The organism is Streptomyces justiciae (genome assembly GCF_015163075.1).
GTDB classification, from domain to species: Bacteria; Actinomycetota; Actinomycetes; order Streptomycetales; family Streptomycetaceae; genus Streptomyces; species Streptomyces justiciae.
Genome location: NZ_JADDXU010000001.1, coordinates 800,858 through 821,163 on the forward strand (window position 1 = coordinate 800,858; position 20,306 = coordinate 821,163).

17 protein-coding genes are annotated in these 20,306 nt (G+C 70.8%); 7 read left to right on the plus strand and 10 right to left on the minus strand.

Going from position 1 to position 20,306, the window contains the following annotated elements; all coding sequences use genetic code 11:
* Positions 1-46 precede the first annotated feature (46 nt).
* Genes IQ210_RS03535 through IQ210_RS03555 form a run of 5 tightly spaced genes read right to left on the minus strand, consistent with a single transcriptional unit; the run spans position 47 to position 6,119 of the window.
* A complete protein-coding gene (locus IQ210_RS03535) occupies positions 47-1,801 on the minus strand; it encodes an FAD-dependent monooxygenase (protein WP_194076771.1) in 1,755 nt (584 codons plus the stop codon).
* 8 nt (positions 1,802-1,809) lie between these two features.
* Entirely contained in the window at positions 1,810-2,160 is a 351-nt protein-coding gene (locus IQ210_RS03540; RefSeq protein WP_194076773.1) for a DoxX family protein, read from the minus strand.
* Between the two features lies 1 nt (position 2,161).
* Positions 2,162-4,042, minus strand: coding sequence for an acyl-CoA synthetase (locus IQ210_RS03545; RefSeq protein ID WP_322656307.1), 1,881 nt, complete (start codon positions 4,040-4,042; stop codon positions 2,162-2,164).
* A complete protein-coding gene (locus IQ210_RS03550; RefSeq protein WP_194076776.1) occupies positions 4,039-4,986 on the minus strand; it encodes a fumarylacetoacetate hydrolase family protein in 948 nt (315 codons plus the stop codon). Before IQ210_RS03550 ends, IQ210_RS03545 begins: the two co-directional genes overlap by 4 nt.
* On the minus strand, positions 4,983-6,119 hold the full coding sequence (locus IQ210_RS03555; protein ID WP_194076778.1) for a VOC family protein: 1,137 nt from the start codon (positions 6,117-6,119) through the stop codon (positions 4,983-4,985). Before IQ210_RS03555 ends, IQ210_RS03550 begins: the two co-directional genes overlap by 4 nt.
* Before the next feature lie 162 nt (positions 6,120-6,281).
* Between IQ210_RS03555 and IQ210_RS03560 the strand changes: the two genes are divergently transcribed.
* A complete protein-coding gene (locus IQ210_RS03560; RefSeq protein ID WP_194076780.1) occupies positions 6,282-6,932 on the plus strand; it encodes a TetR/AcrR family transcriptional regulator in 651 nt (216 codons plus the stop codon).
* On the opposite strand, the gene IQ210_RS03565 is transcribed toward IQ210_RS03560, so the two are convergent.
* Complete coding sequence (locus tag IQ210_RS03565) at positions 6,925-7,788, minus strand: SDR family NAD(P)-dependent oxidoreductase (RefSeq protein ID WP_194076782.1); 864 nt, start codon at positions 7,786-7,788, stop codon at positions 6,925-6,927. The genes IQ210_RS03560 and IQ210_RS03565 overlap by 8 nt on opposite strands.
* A 2-nt stretch (positions 7,789-7,790) precedes the next feature.
* Complete coding sequence (locus IQ210_RS03570; RefSeq protein ID WP_194076785.1) at positions 7,791-9,071, minus strand: NADH:flavin oxidoreductase; 1,281 nt, start codon at positions 9,069-9,071, stop codon at positions 7,791-7,793.
* A gap of 146 nt (positions 9,072-9,217) precedes the next feature.
* On the opposite strand from IQ210_RS03570, the gene IQ210_RS03575 reads away from it, so the two are divergent.
* From IQ210_RS03575 to IQ210_RS03590, 4 genes are all read left to right on the plus strand, one after another.
* Positions 9,218-9,871, plus strand: a complete 654-nt coding sequence (locus IQ210_RS03575) for a TetR/AcrR family transcriptional regulator (RefSeq protein WP_194076787.1) — start codon at positions 9,218-9,220, stop codon at positions 9,869-9,871.
* Between the two features lie 151 nt (positions 9,872-10,022).
* A complete protein-coding gene (locus tag IQ210_RS03580; protein WP_194076789.1) occupies positions 10,023-10,757 on the plus strand; it encodes a response regulator transcription factor in 735 nt (244 codons plus the stop codon).
* The gene (locus IQ210_RS03585; protein ID WP_194076791.1) at positions 10,754-12,184 is read left to right on the plus strand and encodes a sensor histidine kinase; all 1,431 of its coding nucleotides are present in this window, start codon (positions 10,754-10,756) and stop codon (positions 12,182-12,184) included. The genes IQ210_RS03580 and IQ210_RS03585 overlap by 4 nt, the downstream gene beginning before the upstream one ends.
* 187 nt (positions 12,185-12,371) lie before the next feature.
* A complete protein-coding gene (locus tag IQ210_RS03590; RefSeq protein WP_194076794.1) occupies positions 12,372-13,700 on the plus strand; it encodes a DUF3500 domain-containing protein in 1,329 nt (442 codons plus the stop codon).
* Positions 13,701-13,712: 12 nt separating this feature from the next.
* Here IQ210_RS03590 and IQ210_RS03595 read toward each other — a convergent pair whose 3' ends face one another.
* Positions 13,713-14,591 (minus strand): NAD(P)-dependent oxidoreductase, encoded by an 879-nt coding sequence (locus IQ210_RS03595; protein WP_194076796.1) that lies wholly within the window; start codon positions 14,589-14,591, stop codon positions 13,713-13,715.
* Positions 14,592-14,689: 98 nt separating this feature from the next.
* On the opposite strand from IQ210_RS03595, the gene IQ210_RS03600 reads away from it, so the two are divergent.
* Positions 14,690-15,646, plus strand: a complete 957-nt coding sequence (locus tag IQ210_RS03600; RefSeq protein ID WP_194076798.1) for an expansin EXLX1 family cellulose-binding protein — start codon at positions 14,690-14,692, stop codon at positions 15,644-15,646.
* A gap of 2 nt (positions 15,647-15,648) precedes the next feature.
* On the opposite strand, the gene IQ210_RS03605 is transcribed toward IQ210_RS03600, so the two are convergent.
* On the minus strand, positions 15,649-18,075 hold the full coding sequence (locus tag IQ210_RS03605; protein WP_194076800.1) for a M4 family metallopeptidase: 2,427 nt from the start codon (positions 18,073-18,075) through the stop codon (positions 15,649-15,651).
* A 243-nt stretch (positions 18,076-18,318) separates the two neighbouring features.
* Positions 18,319-19,029 (minus strand): ANTAR domain-containing protein, encoded by a 711-nt coding sequence (locus IQ210_RS03610; protein ID WP_194077107.1) that lies wholly within the window; start codon positions 19,027-19,029, stop codon positions 18,319-18,321.
* A gap of 242 nt (positions 19,030-19,271) precedes the next feature.
* Here IQ210_RS03610 and IQ210_RS03615 point away from each other — a divergent pair, with 242 nt between their 5' ends.
* A complete protein-coding gene (locus IQ210_RS03615) occupies positions 19,272-20,300 on the plus strand; it encodes a sensor histidine kinase (protein ID WP_194076802.1) in 1,029 nt (342 codons plus the stop codon).
* Positions 20,301-20,306: the final 6 nt, after the last annotated feature.

Here is a 20,306-nt window from a genome sequence, read left to right on the forward strand (position 1 = left end):
CAAGGCCCGGGCCCGTCCGGGCACTTGCCGCTCGCCGGGCGCGCGCTCAGCGGCGGGCGCCCCGGATACGGTCGATGACGTGCAGCGGGTCGGCGGGCGCGGTGTCTCCGCGCCAGGCGACGTGCTGGTCCGGTCGTACGAGGACCAGGTCCCGTTCGTAGAGGGTGTGGGCGTGCGGGTCTCGCACGTCGACGACCTCCAGGGGGACGCCACGCTCGGCGGCGGCGTCGGTGAGCGCGGTGACGTCGTGGTCGGCGAAGCGCAGCAGGGTGAAGCCGGTCGGGTGGAGGAGGTCGAACAGCGCGCTGCCGTCGGCCAGCAGGACGCTCGGCGGCCGTGCGCCCGGCCAGGTGCTGGGCACGTACTCGTCCATCGGCTGGCGCGGTGCCCGGGCACCGGGTGCGGTGTCGGGGCAGACGACGGGTGAGGTGTCGTAGCGGTAGCCGAGTTCGATGCCGAGGGCCTCGTTCTCCAGGTTGCCGAGGTCGAGGATCTCGCGGCCGACGCGCTGGCGGGTGCGGGCGCCGAGCCAGCGTTCGCTGTGCAGTTCGGCCCGGTTGGCGGTCATGATGGCGGCCCGGACGAGGGCGTGCCGGGCGGCGGCCGTCCGGTTGCGCAGGGCCACGGCTCGGCGCTCGTGTTCGTAGGCCTCCAGGAGGTCGGGGGTGCCCCAGCCCTGGAGTACCGCGGCGAGGGCCCAGCCCAGGCCGATGGCGTCGCCGACGCCGGTGTTCATGCCGTAGCCGCCGGTCGGGGTCACCTGGTGGACGGCGTCGCCCGCGAGCCAGACCCGGCCACGCCCGAACGAGTCGGCGACGGTCAGGCGCGGCGTCCAGGCGTTGGCGACCAGCACGTCCGCCTCGAAGCGGCAACCGAGGCGGTCGTAGAGGAACTCTCGTGGGTCGATGCGGTCGGCGTCGGTGCCCATGCCGAGCGGGGCGTGGAGGGTGAAGGTGTCGCCGTCGTTCTGCGAGATCAGCGTCCAGCCGTCCGGGGACTGGAGGTGCCAGACGGTGCCGAACCGGTTCAGGACCGCGGGGTCCTTGGTGGTGAAGTGCACCAGGTAGAAGCGGCCGTCCGCGGGTCGTTCGCCCCGCTCCCGGAAGGCGCGGGCGAGGGCCGCCACCGTGCGGGGCAGGCCGATCTCCTTGACGACCAGCTTGCGCAGGTCGATCTCGTCCAGGCCGATGCCCAGCTGTCTGCGGGTGCGGCTGCCGGCGCCGTCGCAGCCGGCGAGGTAGCGGGCGCGGACGGTGCGGCGGCCCGTGCCGTCGGCGGAGACCAGGTGGGCGGTGACGCCGTCGGCGTCCTCCTCGTAGCGTTCCAGGCCCCATCCGTACTGCACGCTCACGTGCTTGGCGCGGTCCTCCAGCAGGTCCCGCAGCGCCGGTTCGAGGATGACCTGGGAGACCCGCATCCAGGGCTCCAGGGGCCCTGTGCCGTCGTTGCGCTCGCGGTTCTTCGCCCGCAGGTCGTCGACGCTGGGGTATTCGAACGACGCCAGTTCCCAGCCGGCCGCGTTCGTCGCCCACGTCACCTTGGTGCGGCGGTCGCCGGGGATGGCGACCTTGCGCAGGTCGTCGGCGACGCCGAGGCGGCGGTAGAGCTCCATGCTGCGGCCGTTGGTGACGTCCATCTTCGGATGCCGGGTGGTGGAGGCGTTCCGCTCCACCAGGAGGGTCTGCACCCCGTGCTGCTCCAGCTCCAGGGCCAGGGTCAGGCCGACCGGGCCCGCCCCGACCACGAGCACCGCGGTCTGCTCGACCGTCGGAGGTGTCGGCTCATTCGTCGCGTGGCTCATCTCGTGGCTCATTTCTGGAGGAGGGCGATCAGGTAGGCCACGACGAGGACGGCCGAGCCGATCGCCGGTGCCGCCGCGGGCAGCCGGTCTCCGGCGCGCAGGTGCGCCAGGACCGCGCCGGCGAGCAGGAGAAGGAAGCCGGCCGCCGCCGCGATCCCCAGACCGGTGACCGCCCATCCGGCGAAGAGGCCGAGAACACCGGCGAGTTCGAGCGCGCCGATGACGCGGTAGCCGCCGACGGTGAATCCCAGATGGGCTGCCCGCTCGGCCATCTGAGCCGTCCCGATGAGTTTTCCGGCGCTCAGCAGCGTGAACCAGAGGGCCAGGAGACAGGTGAGGATGGTGTCGAGAGCGGTCATGTCAGTCGCCCTCCAGCGTGACGATGCGGCAGGGCACGGCGAAGTCGCCGAGCCTGCGCGCCACTTCGGCCTCGGCCGCCCGCGCCCGCAGAGTCACGGTCACCGTCACCGTTCCGGAGTCGGCGTCGGCGCGGATCTCCTCGACGTCGTCGAGGTCGACGAGGGCTTCGGCCAGCACACGGCGGGTGGCGTCGGCACGCAGCGGAAGCTTGTAGGGCTTGCCGACCGCGGTGATGGGCAGAGCGTCGAGGATGCGTACGGCCTTGGGGGCGGCGGCCTTCTCGCCGACGTGTTCGGCGGCCCAGACGAGGAGGTCGGCCTCGCTGACCATGTCGTTGCCGACCGTCACGTATGCCACCGGTACCTCGCCCGCCCGCTGGTCGGGCTGGCCGACGGCCTGGGCGCCCGTGACCGCGGGGTGTGAGAGCAGGGCGTCCTCGATGACCCGTGGGTCGATGTTGTGGCCGCCGCGGATGATGAGGTCCTTCGCCCGCCCGGTGAGGTGGAGGAAGCCGTCCTCGTCCAGGTGACCGAGGTCGCCGGTGTCCAGCCAGCCGTCGACGATCTTGCCCTGTCCGCTGATCCGGTAGCCGTTCTCGTCGCGCCCCTCGACATAGCCGGGGAAGACGGTGGGCCCGCTGATGAAGATGGTGCCGACCTCCCCGGGCGGCAGTCCGTCCCCGATCCGGATGTGCTGGTACGGCATCCGCTGCCCGACCGATCCGGGCCGGCGCACGTCCAGGAAGCTGCGGACGCTGGCGCAGGTCGCCTCGGTCAGGCCGTACCCCTCCAGCAGCGTGATCCCGGTCGCCGTCTCGAAGCTCGTCCGCACTCCCTCGGGCAGTGCGGAGGCGCCGACCACCGCGCCGCGCATCGAGCTGATGTCCGCCTCGCCGACGGGGACGGTGGCCAGGACGGCGTACACGGTCGGTACGCCGCTCATCGTGGCGATCCGGTAGTGCTCGACGATGCGCCAGAACTCGCCGTAGAGCGCGATGTCCCGGTAGCCCAACGGCCCAGCCCACACGACCTGTTGGCCCCGGAACAGAGGCGCGAGCAGCGTGACGACGAGCGCGTTGACGTGGAAGAGCGGCAGCGCGGCGAACACCACCGAGTGCTCGTCCAGCAGCGAGTTGGCCGCGATCGACCAGGCATCGGCGATCTCGTTGGCATGGGTGTGGGCGGCGAGTTTCGGTGCCCCGGTCGTGCCGCCGGTGTGGAAGAAGGAGGCGAGGTCCGCGGCGGCGGGCGGCTCTCCGAGGAACCGGTCGCGCGCGCAGTCGGCCACAGCGTCGGCAAGGTACGCCACGGTGGCGTTCTCCACCGTCGGCAGCACGGCGGGAGTCTCGGCGGCGGTCGGACGCAGCACCAGTACGTGGTCCACCAGCCCTGCCTCGGCCAGCGCCGCGCTCGTTGCGAACGCCTCCGCGTCCAGTTCCGGCGAGGCGGTGACGATCACGCGGGCGCCGGAGCGGCGGATCAGCTCGGCGACGTGGTCGCGGGCGAGTGCCGGGTTGACGGGGGTGACGATGCCCGCGAGCTGGGCCGCCAGGAGGGCGGTGAGCAGCTCGTCGCAGTTCGTCGAGAGCAGCGCGACGGTGTCGTGGCGGCGTATGCCGAGCCGGTGCAGGGCGTTGGCCGTCTGGTGCACGTCGGCGAGCAGCTCCGCGTAGGTGCGGTTCTTCGGCGTACGCCAGGACGCGGCGTCGGGCAGGACGGTGAGCGCGGTCCGCTCTGGCCACTGCTCGGCCGCGCGGCGCAGCAGCTCGTACGAGGTGGCGGGCAGGCCTCGATCGGCGAGCGGTGTGGCCTCGATCGCGGCCAGATCGTCGGGCTGGTCGTAGCGCGGCCACGTCATGGCGGTGTCAGTGCTGGTGGTCACGCGTACCTCACCTTGTTCTGCTGGATGCCCAGGTCGATGGTTCCGTCGGGGGTGCGGATGGACAGCTCCACGACGTCGCCGTCGCGGAGGTATTTGTCGTTCTTCGCCTGGGCGTTGAAGAACGCCTTCCACTTGGCCGCGGGGGGCAGGAGGGAGCCGATGATCTCCACCACCTTCGGCGGGGCTTTGAGAGCCGTCCCGCCGGGCGTGCCCGTGAGGATCAGGTCACCAGTCGCAAGGGCCTGGAAGCGAGACAACTCCTGGAGCGCCTGGAGCGGGTTGTAGATCATTTCGGCGAGGTCGCTGTTCTGGCGGATCTCGCCGTTGACCTTGAGGACGAGCCTGAGCTGGGAGAGCCGGTCGAGCTCGTCGGCGTCGAGCAGGACGAGGGAGGGGCCGACCGGGGTGAAGGTCGGGTACGACTTGGCCTCGTAGAACTGGGTCTTGGGCAGCTGGACGTCGCGAGCGGAGATGTCGTTGGTGATGACCAGGCCGGCGACGTGGTCCTTCCAGTTGGCGGGGGTCACGGTGGCGCCGACCTTCAGCGGGCGCCCGATGACCAGGCCGAGTTCGATCTCGTAGTCCAGGAAACGGACGTGCGCGGGCTTCACGATCTCGTCGAAAGGACCGCTGATCGACCCGGAGGTCTTACGGAAGAACGTCAGCGGGACCGTCGCGGGGTCCATGCCCGAATCGCGCACGTGGGAGACGAAGTTGGTCATCTGCGCGACCACCCGGCAGGGCGCGGTGACCGGGGACACCAGCGGGAGGGTGCTGATGCTGCGCGCCTGCGCGGACGACCCGCCCGAACGGGCCGCACTGACCGCTGTCAGGTCGGCCAGCAGTTCGGCGGTCGTGGTCGCGGTGGTGTCGACGGGGACGGCTTCGCGCTGGTCGAGCGCGACCCACCACGAGTCGGCGGTACGGAGGACGGTGATACTCACGAAGAAGCCACTTTCAGAAGGCCGCGCAGGCGGTCGAGGTCGAACTCGTTGTCGTCTTTTCGCAGAGAGGTGAGGATCGAGCGCAGTTCGGCCAGCGCCTCCCGTCCCGGGGCGATGCCCAAGAAATCCTTGGTCGCGGGCGGCCCCCACTGCGCGAGGCCGGAGGCCGTCATCGGCGCCCAGCCGGGTTCGAGGGTGCTGTCGAACATGTCGCCGTCGGTGAAGTGCTCGACGAGGAAGCCGTCGGGGTCCCGCCAGTAGTCGAAGATCTGGCTGCCCTGGATGTGCCGGCCGATCCCCCAGGAACGCCGGTAGCCCTCCCTCAGCAGGTACTGGCCCCCGGCGGCGAGCGCGTCGAGGTCGGTGACCTCGTACGCCGAGTGCACATACCGGTTGGAGGGCCCCAGCGTCAGGGCGAGGGTGTGGTGGTCGGTGAGCGTGCCGCCGCGGTCGCAACGGATGAAGCTCATGGTCGGGCCGCGCTCGCGCTGACCCTCGTAGTAGAGGAAGTCGCTGACGATCAGGCCGAGGTGCTCCAGGTACCAGTCCAGCGTGCGCCGGTACATCGTCGACTGCAGGACGACATGTCCCAGGCGCCGCACGCCGGCCGGCGCACGGGGCGGTCGCTGGGTGCCGTTGACCCGCTCGATGTCACCGCCGAAGTTGAACCGCTGCCGACCCTGACCTGGCAGGGCGGGCAGCTCGTCCGTGTCGGCGATCACCCGCACGCGCAGCCCATCGGGGGCGGACAGCTCGACCACCGACCCGCCCAGCGCCTCGGGCAGTGGATGCACCCGGGCGCCGAGCGCGTCTCCCAGTCGCAGCAGATCGCGGGTGTCGACGGCCCGGAAAGCCGGACCGAGAAATCGTGACCGACGGCCCTTGCGGACGATCACGCACGGGGCTCCCGCCTGGGTGCCCCGCAGATGAAGCTCGCGACCGTCGCGGTAGGACGTCACGAAGCCGAATGCCCTGCCGAAGACCTCGGCGCGGTCCAGGTCGGGCTTGGAGAACTCCAGCCACGCGATGTCGTGGACCTTGATCAGTGGGTTCGCCGCGCGCCCCGGATGCTCTCCAGGCAGCGCGCCCTGCTCGGAGTGCAGGTCGTTGTGGGTGCCGGGGTGAACAGCCATGGTCACCACCTCCTGAGGAAATCGTCACTTCCGAGAGTGATGTCAGTCAATAGAACTGACGAAACATTCAGAAAACGAGACGGACACGTCCGTGAGGCCGGACCAAAAACAGTTGATGATATCTTCAACTCTGAATCGGCGTGTGGCGTGATGGAGGATGCGATGGCCGAGAGGAGCACGTCCCGGCGAGTCGACCAGCGGCGGGCGCGGACGCGGAACGCGCTGGTCTGCGCGGCACAGCGCCTGCTGGCCGAGGGGCGTACCGACGTCGCGGTCCTGGAGATAACGGAGCTGGCCGACGTCGGGGTCGGCTCGTTCTACAACCACTTCACCACCAAGGAGGACCTCTTCCGCACCGCGGTGGAGGAGGCGATGGAGTGGTTCGGCGGCCTGATGGACCAGCTGACCGCGGAGATCGACGACCCGGCGGTCGCGTACGCGCAGAGCTTCCGCATGACCGGCCGCCTGCATCGCCGCTACCCGCAGCTCAGCAGGGTCCTGCTGAAGCACGGAATGGACGTGGTCCACTCAGACCGCGGCCTGGGGCCCCGGGCGCGCCGGGACATCCAGAACGCGACCGAAGCAGGACGGTTCGATGTGGAGGACCTGGACCTCGCCCTGGCGATGACGGTCAGCGCCCAACTCGCCCTGGGTACGCTCCTGCACGCCCAGCCCGACCGCGACGACGCGCGGTCCTCGGACGTGATCGTGCGCGGGCTGCTGCGACACTTCGGCATGACCGCCGAGGAGGCCGCGCGGATCTGTTCGCTCGAACTGCCCGACCTCGACCTGGTCGACACCCTCGTCACCTGAGCGTCCTCGGCCGGTCCGCGAGCCGCACGGCCCTCGTGAAGCCCTCGTCCCGCCCCAACACCCGATCGGACAGCGGGCCCCACAGTCCACGAAAGAGCAGCAGCGCCTTCCAACGCCCCGGGACGACCAGGGTCTTGCGCGGTACGGCGATCACATCCGCCAGGCCCCGGCCTGCCATGGCGGGACTCAGTGGGGTCTTCAGGAAACCGGGAATCGACGCGCTGTAGCTCTGGCCGGCCTCGTCGGCCCAGACGGCCGCGTTCATGGCGGTGTCGATGTAGGCGAAGTAGGCGATCGTCACATCGACTTGCTGAGCGGCCAGTTCACTCCTCAGCGAACGTCCCAGGGACTCGACCGCTGCCTTCGAGGTGGCGTAAGGGGATTGCAGAGCACCGTTGTTGAAGGCGAGGACCGACGAGACGATGACGTACTGGCCGCGTGCGGCGACGACTTGGTCGAGGGATGCCCTGACCGTGTTGGCGGAGCCGTGAAGGTTGACGTCGATGATCCGCTGGAAGTCGCCCGGTGTGGTGGCGCGGAAGGTCCTCATGCCGGTACCGATACCGGCATTGACGACCACGGTGTCGTAGCCGCCGAACGCCTCAGTCACCTGAGCGAAGGCCCGCTCCAGGGACGGAACGTCGCACACGTCCGTGGTCAGACCGAGCGCGGTCGTCGTGTCGCCCAGCTCGGCCGCGGCCCGGGTCACCGCCTCGGCGTGGATGTCGAGCAGGGCAACGCGTGCGCCGCGGCGGACGGCCTCGCGGGCCGTTTCCAGCCCGATGCCCTGGGCGCCACCGGTGATGACTACCGTGCGGCCGGCGAGGTCGATGGCTTCTTCTCGTCTGGTGCGCATGGTCACTCTCCGGTCCTGGCGCGGTGCTTCTCGACCATGACGTCACGGTCGCGGCGGATCTCGTCGCTGTAGCAGTCCACGGGCAGGCCGCTGAAGCGGGCGATGCAGCCGTTGCAGTAGCCGCAGACCGGCCGGTCGGCGACATCGCCGAGGACGTTCCGGTACAGGTAGGGGTCGGCGATCATGGCGCGGGCCGCTGAGACGGCGTCGGTCCTCCCGTTCGCGATGGCTGCTTCCATGCCTGTTCTGGTGTGGAATCCGCCGACGCAGATGACGGGGACATCGAGGGCGCGGGTGAACTGTTCGGCCTGCGGCAGGTTGAAGCCTTCCAGGGGTGGGCGCAGTCGCTCGGCGACGTGTTCGATCAATGGCGCGACGGCGAGGGTGGCCGCTCGGCGCCGCCCCGAGACGTGCTGCCCTGCCCCCTGGGTGAGGCTGGTCCTGATGAATCCCCGGTATCTGCCCTGGATCATGCCGGGCCAGGACTCGTAATGCCCCCGGGAGATCTCGACGGCGTCGATGCCCTCGTCCTGCAGCCGTACGGCGACCCGGACCAGCTCTTCCGTCGTCGCGCCTCGACGGAAGGGAAGGTCGTCGGTGCCGTTGATCTTGACGAGGATCGGATAGTCGTCGCCGAGTCGTGCGCGCAGCCCTTTGAGTACGTCGACGAGTAGCCGGGCGCGGTTGTCGAGGCTGCCTCCGTAGGCGTCGGTGCGGCGGTTGGTGTGCGGGGTGAGGAACTGGCTGAGCAGATAGCCGTGAGCGGCGTGGATCTGCACCCCGTCGAACCCCGCTTCCCGGGCCCGCTCGCCGGCCGCCACGAACGACTCCACCACCCCGGGCATCTCATCCAGCCGTAGCGGGGACGGCTTCGTCCCGTACAGCGGCTCCCGTACGTCGGAAGCGGAGACGATCCGGTCCGCACCCGGTGCCGCCTCGGCGATCTGCCGACCACCATGGTTGAGCTGGGCAACGATCCGGACTCCGTGTCGGTGGGCCAGACCGGTCCACTCGCGCAGGCCGGGGATCTTGTCGTCGGCGTCGATGCCCGCCTGGCGTCCGGCCGACTTGCCCTGCGGGGAGACGTACAGGTTGCCCGTGACGATCAATGGCGTACCGGCCTCGGCCATCGGTTCGTAGAAGGCGAGCAGCTCGTCGGTGACGAACCCGTCGGCGCTGGCGCGGGTCTCGCTGGTAGCGGACTTGAACAGCCGTCCGGCGACCGTCATCGAGCCGATGTCCAGGGGCGTCGCGAGTCGTTCTCGGTGGGGCGATTGGGGCATGTCCGCAGCTCCCTGCGTCGTCGACGTTGACGTACGGCGTGGTCCGCCGGTCCGCAAGGGGGTAGCGGCGGGGTCGGGACACAGCATTCGACACAGTGTCGATTAAGTCAACGCCCTGTCGATAACGTGATTGGTAGGCTCCCGCCATGGACTCCGCACTCGAGCCGCCCCCCGCCCCGTCGACGAGGGGACGCAGGGCGCGCGTCTTCAGCGGAGACGACCGGGAGCGGGCGATCCTCGCCACCGCGGAACGGCTACTGGGTGAGCGGCCGCTGTCCGAGATCTCCGTGGACCAGCTGGCCAAGGGCGCGGGCATCTCCAGGCCGACCTTCTACTTCTATTTCACGTCCAAGGAGCAGGTGCTGCTGGCGTTGTTCGACCGGGTCGTCGAAGAGGCCCGGTCGAACCGTGGCGACGCACTCCAGCGGCTCGCCGAGGACGAGGAACAGGGCTGGCGCGACGCCATCAGCCCGTTCTGCGCGACCTTCTCCAGCCATCGGGCGATCACCTCCGCCGCGGCCGCCACGCAGTACACCAGCGCCGCCGTCAGGGACCTGTGGTCGCAGGTCATGGAGCAGTTCGTGGTGGAGGTGATGGAGGCGATCGAGTCCGAGCGCCGGCGTGGGGCGGCTCCCGACGGCATCCCGGCCCGCGACCTGGCCACCGTGCTGAACTCCATGGTTGAGCGGTCCTTGTTCAGCACGTTCAGCGGTCAGACGCCGGCTGTGGCTGAGGAGCGCCTGTTGGAAACCCTCGTTTCGGTCTTCATGGGTGCGATCTACGGGCGTGCCCAGGAGTGAGGCCCGCTTCCTGACAAGGGCCGAGAAGGACTGAGTCACCAAACCCCGCCCCACCACTCGATGTGGTCGAAGAAACGATCCATCGATGCGTCATGGCCCCGGCCCAGCCCGCTCACAGGAATCTCCCAGGCCCACCACGCATGCTCACAGCATGTCTGCCGCAAGTGGAGTTCGTGAGGTCCGTCAGGGCGCGGTCCGGGTGTTGATCGTCGATGACGAACCCGAGCTCACCGAACTGCTGTCATGGGCCGTCGTCGATGCGGGATGGCAGCCGTTCCTCGCGGCGGACGGGCGCAGCGCGCTCAGTCTCGCGCGTGGCTGTGCCCCGCACGCCGTCGTCCTCGACGGCATGCTGCCCGACCTCGACGGCGTCCAGGTGCTGCGCCGGCTGCGTTACGAGAACGCCGGGCTGCCCGTGCTGATGCTCACCGCCCGGGACGGGCTCGAACACCGTATCGACGGGCTGTCCGCCGGTGCCGACGACTACGTCACCAAGCCCTTCTCCCTCGAAGAGGTCATGCTGCGGCTGCGCGGACTGCTGCGCCGCTCCGGCGCCGAGGCGGCCGCCGCCGACGAGTCCGTGCGTGTGCTCGGCGACCTCGTCCTCGCCGAGAAGACCCGGCAGGTGCGGCGCGGCGGGGAGACGATCGCGCTCACCGCCAAGGAGTTCGACCTGCTGCACTTCCTGATGAGCCACCCCCGCCAGGTGCTCAGCAAGGCGCAGATCCTCGACCACGTCTGGAACAGCTCGTTCGAGAGCGAGGGGAACCTGGTCGAGGTGTACGTGTACAGCCTGCGCGGCAAGCTCGACAAGGGGCGCCGGCCGATGATCCACACCGTGCGCGGCGCGGGATACGTCATCAGGGCGGCGGGCGAAGGCAGATGAAGACCCTCAGGGCCCGGCTGGTGCTGTTCGTGTCCCTGGCCCTGGTCGTGGTCTGCGCGACGATGGCGGTGGCCACCGTCCTCGTCCAGGGCGCGCACCTCCAGGCGGACCTGGACCAGCGGGTCCGGGACGCGGCCGACCGCAGCCAGGGCGGCCTCGAGCGGCGTCCCGGTGACGCCACGGACCTCGGGTTCCTCAACGAGCGCGGCCAGCCCACCGGGACCGTCGCCGCCCGGCTCACCGACGGCAAGGTGGTCGCCGCCGAGGTGGTCACCGAGGACGGCGGCCAACAGGTCCTCACCGCCGCCCAGCGCACCGCCCTCGCCGGCGTCACCGAGGCGGGCACGCTGTACACCCGGACCATCCCCGGCCTCGGCACCTACCGGCTCACCGTCGCGAGCGGCGACGGCCCCGCCGTCCTCGCCGGACTGCCCGCCGCCGAACTCAAGGACACCGTCGACGACCTCGTCGTGGCCGAGGCCGTGATCGCCGTCGTCGGCCTGGCCGGCGTGGGCACGGTCTGCGCCTGGGTCATACGACGCCAACTGCGGCCCCTCGGACAGGTCGCCGCCACCGCCGTCGAGGTGGCGAACGGCCCCCTCGGCACCGGCGAACTCACCCGCGTCCCCGACCCCGACACCGGCACCGAGGTCGGCCAGGTGGGTGCCGCCCTCAACGTCCTCATCGACAGCGTCGAGTCCTCCCTCGCCGAACTGCGGCGCAGCGAGGACCGGATGCGCCGCTTCCTCGCCGACGCGAGCCACGAACTGCGCACCCCGCTCGCCTCCATCGCCGGATACGCCGAACTCATGGACCAGGGCGCCGCGAAGATCGAGCCCGCACTGGTCTGGCAGCGGGTCTCCGCCCAGTCCGCCCGCATGACCGGGCTCGTCGAGGATCTGCTGCTCCTGGCCCGCCTCGACGAGGGACGGCCCCTGGAGGAGACCGACGTCAACCTCGCGACACTGGTCGCCGAGGCGGTGTGGGACGCGCGGGCCGCCGGCGCCGACCACGACTGGCAGCTCGCCCTGCGACTCGACGAACCGGCCGTCGTCACCGGCGACGCCGCCCGGCTGACCCAGGTCGTCGCCAACCTCCTCGCCAACGCCCGCGCCCACACCCCGCCCGGCACCCGGATCGAGGTGGAGGTCGCGGCGGGACGTACCGAGTGCGTGGTCGTCGTACGCGACGACGGGCCCGGCATCCCGCCCGACCTCCTGCCGGCCGTCTTCGAACGCTTCACCCGCGCCGACGCCTCCCGCACCCGCGCCCCGGGCCAGGGCGGCGGCTCGGGGCTCGGGCTGGCCATCGCCGCGGCGCTCACGGAAGCGCACGGCGGGCGGATCGAGGTGGCCAGCGAGGTGGGGCGTACGGAGTTCAGGGTGACGTTGCCGAGAGCCGCGGCACGGTCCACAGCGACCTCGTAGGAACGCCTGCCGGCCTCATAGAAAGCCTGGTCACAGCCGTCGGAGCGGTCACCAGAAGCCGTCGTGACGGTCACGGAAGGCCTTCGTGGCGAACTCGCTTCAGCGCAGCCTCAGTTACGGCCCCCAGGGTGGTTGTCCGGTGGCCGGTCCGCAGGGGACGTGGCCAGGACGAAGGGAGCGGACCACGATGGCCGAGCTCGACACCGGTGGGCAGCCGCAGCAGGAGGCCGAGGTCGCGCGTCGCGCCCACGCGAGCCGCCGCAACTTCATGCGCAAGGTGTTCTTCGCGTCCGGTGCCACGGCCGTCGCCACGATGGGCGGCGCCGGTGCCTGGGCGGCGCTGGCCGACGACAGCACGGGGACGGCCGACGCGAGCGCCACGCCCAGCGGTGCGCCCAGCGGCGGCCCGGGCGGCGGCACGGGCGGTCCCGGCAACCAGTCGATCACCGAGGACTTCTTCGGACTGACGACCGACGGCAACCGGATCGACGACCTGTTCACGATCCACTCCACCGGCGTGGCGACGGCCCCCGTCATCAGCGCCGCCAACGCCTTCCTCGCCGGGCTGACCGACGACCAGAAGACCTCGACCGTCTTCACCGTGCACTCCACCGAGTGGCGGCTGTGGAGCAACATCGACTCCTACGAGCGGCAGGGCGTCTCGCTCGCCGACCTGAGCGACGACCAGAAGGCCCTGGGCACCGCCCTGCTGAAGGCCGCGCTCAGTGCCGACGGGCTGGAGACCACGGAGAAGATCCGCAAGATCAACCAGGCGGCGGGCGAGGCGATCGGCAACACGGACGCCTTCAACGAGGACGCCTACTACTGGACCGTCATGGGCACCCCGTCCGCGACCGAGCCCTGGGGCTTCCAGTTCGACGGGCACCACCTCGTCATCAACTACTTCGTCCTCGGCGACCAGGTCGTGATGAGCCCCTGCTTCTGGGGTTCGGAGCCGACGACGATGGAGATCGACGGCGAGACCGTGACCGTGTGTCACGAGGAGGTCGTCGCCTCCCTCGCCTTCATCAACTCCCTGACGGAGGCGCAGCAGGCGGTCGCCATCGAGTCGGCCACCAAGTCGAACGAGTCGATGAAGGCCGGCGCCTTCTCCGACAACACCGTCCAGGAATACACCGGCCTGCGCGGCAACAAGCTCAATGCCGCCCAGAAGAAGAAGCTCCTCGCCATCGTCGAGGCCTTCGTGGGCCGCGCCAAGGCCGACGCCGCCAAGGTGCGGATGTCCGAGGTCGCCCAGCACCTCTCCGACACCTACGTCACCTGGGCCGGCGGCACCGGCGACGACGACGCCTTCTACGTCCGCGTCCACAGCCCCGTGGTGTGGGTGGAGGTCGACTGCCAGGGCCCCGGCCCGCTGGCCGGCGCGTACGGCGCCACGCAGGGCAGCGGCGCGACCCAGCTGCACGTCCACTCGATCATCCGCACCCCCAACGGCAACGACTACGGAAGGGAGCTCCTCAGGCAGCACTACCTGACGTCACCGCACCACCGGTGACACCCGTTCCCGTCATCCCGTGGGCCCCGTCACGTCGTCCGTGGCGGGGCCCACGGGCGTGTGCAGATGCGCGAACACGTCCTCCAGGGGCAGGTCGAACCGGTCCTTGTCCCCGTTCCAGCGCCGCACCACCGCCGCCGACGCCTCCGCCAGGTCCGGCGGCAGTCCTACGGCGTCCAGGGCGGCCGCGATCTCCGCCATCTCCGGCGCCCAGCGCCAGGCACGGGCGGCCACGCTGGGGAAGTGGTCCACCTCGGCGAGGATGCGTGCCGTCAACGCCCGCCCCTCCTCGGCGAGTTCCTCGCCCACCCCATGGCTCGCGGCGAGGGCGTGCGAGACGGCCGCCAGGACCCGCGCCGACTTCTGGAACGAGGCGTACGCCATCTTCAGCGCGGACGCCGCGCCGATCTCGGCGTCCAGGGGGCGGGCGACGACCTCGGTGCCGTCGAACAGCGCGGCCGTCCTCGCCACCGCCTCCGCGTCACCGCTCAGATAGAGGCGGGGGCCGCTGCCGTCCGTCGGAGGGCCGCCGATGATCGAGCCGTCGACCATCAGCGCGCCGCGCTCGGCGCAGGCCTTGCCGATGCGGGTCGCGCGGTCCGGGCTGATGGCGTTGGCCTCGACGTAGACGCCCCGGAAGTCGTGCTCCAGGACCTCATGGGCGACGTCCTCGGCGGCGTGCGGCGGGCAGATCGAGAGGACCAGGTCGCTGACGGACAGGGCGGATGCGAGGGACTCGGCGGCCTCCAGGCCCGCCTGACGCGCCCGTTCCACGGAGGCCGGGCCGCGGCCTTCGGGAACGTACAGGACACGTACTCCCGTACGGGCCGCCTGACCGCCGACCGGGGCGCCCATCGCCCCCGGGTGCAGGAGCGTCACCGTTGTCGTCATTTCCGCCTCCCGCCCGGCAACCTTCTGGGATCCTGCGGCGACTGTACGTCGAAGGCTTCCGTCCCCGAAGCCCCACCCGACACACAAGGACCTCAGCCGTGGCACCTCCCTCCTCGCACCGCCGTCCTCGCAAGTCACGTGCCCTTCTCATCGCCGTCGCGGTGGGGGCGGTCGCGATCGTCGCGTCCGTGATCGTGGCGCTCCGGCCCGGTGGCGGCTCGGGGGAGGCCGTGTCGGTGGCCGACGCCGGCCGTCCGGCGACCGCCGGGTCCGGCGCGGTGACGCGTACGCCGTCCGCCACCCCGTCACCGACACCGAGCGCGTCGGCCTCCGCATCGGCCTCCGCTTCGGCTTCGGCGAGCAAGAAGGCCTCCCCGAAGGCCACCGCGTCCAAGCGGCCCAAGGCCACCCCCAAATCCCCTGTGAGCACAGGCTCGTTGGCGGGGCGCATCAAACCCGGCGTCACCTACAGCGGAGTCGCCACCTTCTACGACGCCGGGAACGGCGACGGCGCCTGCACCTTCGGTCCGGCCGGCACCGTCATGACCGCCGCCATGAACACCGCCGACTACGAGACGTCCAAGGCGTGCGGGGCGTACGTCCAGGTCCGGGCCGCGAGCGGCGCGTCGATCACCGTACGGATCACGAACGAGTGCCCCGCGCCCTGCCGGGTCGGTCAACTCGACCTCAGCGCCGAGGCGTTCGCGAAGCTCGCCGCGCCGGTCAAGGGCGAGATACCGATCACCTGGAGCCTGGTGAGCCCCAGCACGAGCGACAAGCTCTCCGTCCGGTACAAGACGGGGTCCAGCCGCTACTGGTGCGGCATCCAGGTCCTTGGCCACCGGAATCCGGTGGCGCGGCTGGAGGTGCGTACCAGTGGCGGCTGGACCGTGCTGCCCCGCGCCGAGTACAACTACTTCCTCTCCGAGCAGGGCGCCGGCTGCGGCGGGGCGATCCGCGTCACCGACATCTACGGGGAGCAGCTGACGGTGGACGGGATCGCCCTACGGCCGAACGTCGTCCAGGCGACGGGTGTGCAGTTCGCCCGGCACTGAGCTCAGCTCGTCGTCACCGCCGTGTCGTCGACGACGAAGCTCGTCTGGAGCGAGGAGTCCTCGACCCCGGAGAACTTCAGCGTCACCGTCGTGCCCGCGAAGGCCGACAGGCTGAACGACTTCTGGACGTACCCGGAGGCCGCGTTGAGGTTCGAGTACGTGGCCAGGGTGGTCGACCCGGCGGTGACCGTCAGCTTGTCGTACTGGGTGCTGGTGGTGGTCTCGGCCGTGTCGATGTGCAGGTAGAAGGTGAACGTGGTGCCGGTGCAGCCGCTCGGGATCGTCACCGACTGGGAGAGCGTGTCGGTGTGGGTGGAGCCGTAGCCGTCCAGCCACGCCTTGTAGGAGCCGCTGCGGGCGGCCTCGTCGCTGTCGTTGGTGATGACACCGCTGGTCGCGGTCCAGGTGGTGTTCCCGGACTCGAAGCCCGCGTTGCCCAGCAGCTGCGTGGAGGTGCAACTGCCGCCGCCACCGCTGGAGTTGACGGTCCAGGTGAAGGATGCGGTGCCGGTCGCGCCGGTGCTGTCGGTCACCGTGACGGTGGGGCTGTACGTCCCCGCCGTGGTCGGGGTGCCGGAGATGGCGCCGGTGGAGCTGCTGATCGACAGGCTCGTGGGCAGACCGGTCGCCGCATAGGTCAGCGTGCCGCTGTTGGTCGAGCTGGCGCTGATCTGGAGGCTCACCGCGGTGCCGACGGTCGAGGTCTGGCTGCCCGGGTTGGTGACCGTGACGCCGGTGGTCGGGACCGTGATGTGGCTGCCGACGTTGATGCCCGCGAAGGCGTTGCCGACCCCGGCGTACTGCGTGGAGCTGGTGCCGTAGAGGGCCGCGGCGGCGTTGAGGGCGGCGGTGCGGGCGCCCGCGTAGTTGGTGCTGGACGTCATGTACGTCGTCAGCGCCTTGTACCAGATCTGCAGGGCGGCGGCCCGGCCGATGCCGGCGACGGCGACCCCGTCGGAGGTCGGGCTGTTGTAGGTGACGCCGTTGATGGTCTTGCTGCCGCTGCCCTCGCTCAGCAGGTAGAACATGTGGTTCGCGGGCCCTGACGAGTAGTGCACGTCGAGGTTGCCGACGCCCGAGTACCAACTGTCCGCCGACGAACCGTCCTTGTCGGGCTCGTCCATGTAACGCAGCGGCGTGCCGTCGCCGTTGATGTCGATCTTCTCGCCGATGAGATAGTCGCCGACGTCGGTGGAGTTGTTGGCGTAGAACTCGACGCCGGTGCCGAAGATATCGGAGGTGGCCTCGTTCAACCCGCCTGATTCGCCGGTGTAGTTGAGCCCCGCCGTGTTCGAGGTGACGCCGTGGCTCATCTCGTGGCCGGCCACGTCCAGCGAGGTCAGCGCGTGGGTGCTGCTGGTGCCGTCGCCGTAGGTCATGCAGAAGCAGTCGTCGTCCCAGAAGGCGTTGACGTACGCCGTGCTGTAGTGGACGCGGGAGTAGGCCGCCACGCCGTCGTTCTTGATGCCGCTCCGGCCGAAGGTGTTCTTGTAGAAGTCCCACGTGACCTGGGCGCCGTAGTGCGCGTCGACGCCCGCGGTCTGGGTGTTGGACCCGGAGCCGGTGCCCCAGGTGTCGTCGCTGTCGGTCATCAGCGTGCCGGTGCCGGACGTGCCGTTGTTGAGGCTGTACGTCTTGTGGCCGCCGCGCGTGGTGTCGTACAGCTGGTACGTCGAACCGGACAGCGTGGTCCCGATGGTGACCGTGCCGCTGTACTGGCTGTTGCCGGTGCCGGTCTCGATGCCCTCGAAGCGGGAGAGTTCGGCGCCGGTCGTGGCGTCGGTGATGACGTGCAGCTTGCTGGGGGTACCGTCGTCCTGGAAGCCGGTGACGACCGTCTCCCAGGCCAGCTTCGGGGTGCCCTCGCCGGCCCAGATCACCTTGCGGGCGCTCTCGGCGGCGGGGCTGGTGGCGTCGAGGGCCTTGGCCGTCTTCAGAGCCTTCGACTGCGCGGCGGACTTGCCGAACGTCGCCGTTGTCGACTTGACCGAGACGGTACGGCGGTTGTTGTTGAAGGTGGTGCTCACGGTGCCGGCGGCCCGCGAGGCCGGGGGCGTGTGCACGACCAGGTCGCCGCCGAGGACGGGGAGGCCGGCGAAGGTGCGCTCGTAACGGGTGTGCAGGGTGCCGTCGTTGTCCTTGACGACGTCCTTGACGACCAGCTTCTCCTTGGCACCGAGGCCGAGGGTCCTGGCGGTCGCGCCCGTCTTGGCGTCGGCGCTCTTGATGAGCGCGGTGCGCTGGGCCGGGGAGAGCTTGGCCTCCAGGCCGCCGGTGCGCAGCGGGCTCGGGTGGGGGGACGCGGGCGCGGCGGTCGCGGGGACCGTCTGGAGGCCGAGGGCCAGCAGGGCGGCGGTGGCCGCCAGGGCTCCGGCGGCGGTCGCCGGCCGGGTCGCCGCTCTGGACGCCTGTCTGGGGGTTCGTCTCACTCTTGCTCCTACTGCGACGGCCGCACGCCGGCGGCCGGTGACAGACCGGGCAGACGGATGTGCTGTCCGGGTCGGACTGAGCAGTGCAGGGCTGAGCAGTGCGGGGTGCGGTTCGGAAGAATGACAGGATTGACGTAGGCATGTCATGCGAGGAGCGGTCATTCGAGGGCCGTACGGGAGCCGTCGAGGGTTAACCCTCTGCGTAGCTGTGAACCGCCTGTGGCGTACCGGGTCGCCGACCGCTCAGCGCAGGCAGCGGCCGACCGCCGTGCGCAGGGCCGTGCGCACCGCCTCGGGCGGCGGCGGGCCGCCGGTCCCCGTGCCGGCGGTGAGCGCCGCGGCGACCGTGCGCAGCTTGGTGTTGGACAGCTGGGAGGTCTCGCGCAGGATGTGCCAGGCCTCGTCGGACGTACAGCCGTGGGCGGCCATGAGGATGCCGCGGGCCTGGTCGATCACCGGCCGGGAGACGATCGCGTGCCGCAGCTGCCGGACCTCCGCGCGCAGGACGCACAGCTGCTCCGCGCGCTCCAGCGCCACCGCGGAGCAGGCCGGCGGACCGGGCTCCGGCTCGGGCTCGGGGCCGGCGGGGGGCGGCTCGGCGGACGGGGGCGTGTGCAGCGGGTCGGTGGTGTCGAGGCCGGCGAGCTCCAGGATGCGGCGCGGCTGGCCGTTCCAGTGCGTGGCGGCCACCGGGATGTGCCGGTGCCGGCCGTAGTGGTCGAGGAGTTCCAGGAACTGCAACCCCGCCGTGTCCATGAACACCACGTCGGCCATGTCCAGCTCGACCCGGCGCACATCGGCAGGCAGTGCCGTCAGGGTCTCGTCCAGGACGTCGGCGCAGCCGTGCACGAGCTCGCCGCGCGGCCTCAGTTCGGCGCGGCCCGCGTGCGTACGTCCCTTGATGACCAGGGGGTTGAACCGCCCCGCGAGAGCTGTGTGCGCCGCTGAGATCATGTCCCCGCCTCGTCGGTCCCCGTCCGTCGTCACGACGTCGTACGCCTGGTCCGGCGTCACCGCCGCGGTCCTCGTACCGCCGCGCCCTGCCGTACCCGAGGAGTGTGGAAACCGCTCCGCGAGGGGCCCGGCGGTGCTGACAGGCGCCTGCCCTGCGCGCGGCGGGCTACACCCGTTCGGCGGGGATTGATCGGCCTCGCGGCGGGTACGCGCGGTTTCGTCCAGGACCAGCGGGGAGCGGCATGAGCGGCAGAAGTGGGCCAGGAGGCCTCGACGGACACGGACCGGGCGGCACCCCCAGCCCCTTCGTCCACCCCGCGCTGTTCTACCGCGACACCCAGGACTACCTCGACGGCACCCTCCGCTTCGTCCGCGAGGGACTCGCCGAGGGTGAGCCGGTCGCCGTGGCGGTGCCAGGCCGGAACCTCCGCCTCATCAGGGAGGGCCTCGGCCCCGCGGCCGGCGCCGTCCGCCTCCTCGACATGGAGCAGGCCGGCCGCAACCCCGGCCGGATCATCCCCGGCGTGCTGCGGGCCTTCGCCGACGCACAGCCGCCCGGACGCCGGGTACGGATCATCGGCGAACCGATCTGGGCGGGCCGCACCGCCGTCGAGTACCCGGCCTGCGTCCAGCACGAGGCCCTCATCAACGCCGCCTTCGAAGGCCGTGCGGCGACCATCCTGTGCCCGTACGACGTCCGGCGCCTCGACGACAGGGTGCTCGCCGACGCCTACGCCACCCATCCCACCGTCATCCACGGCGGATGGACCGCGGACAGCGGGAGGTACGCGCCGGACTCGGTGGTCGCCCGCTACAACGAGCCGCTGCCCGTGGTGCCGGAGGCGTCCGCCGCGATCTTCCCCTTCGACTACGACTCGCTCTCCGAGACCCGCCACCGCGCCGCCGACGAGGGCGCCCGCCTCGGCCTCACCGCCGCCCGCGTACAGGATCTGATGCTGGTCACGGCCGAGCTGACGACCAACAGCGTGGTGCACGGGGGCGGGCGTGGGGTGCTGCGGGTGTGGGGGGAGGGTGGGGTGGACGGGGGCGGCGGGTATGGCACGTCGGACGGGCTGTACGGGATGCGCGGCGCGGTGGTGTGCGAGGTGCGGGACTCCGGGCTGCTCGCCGACCCTCTCGCGGGGCGGCGCCCCGCTCCGCTGGACCAGCGTGGCGGGCGCGGGCTGCTGCTGGTGAACCTGGTGGCCGACCTGGTCCGGATGCACACCGGCCGGGCGGGGACGACGGTGCGGTGCTGGTTCGGGCGGTGACCGGCC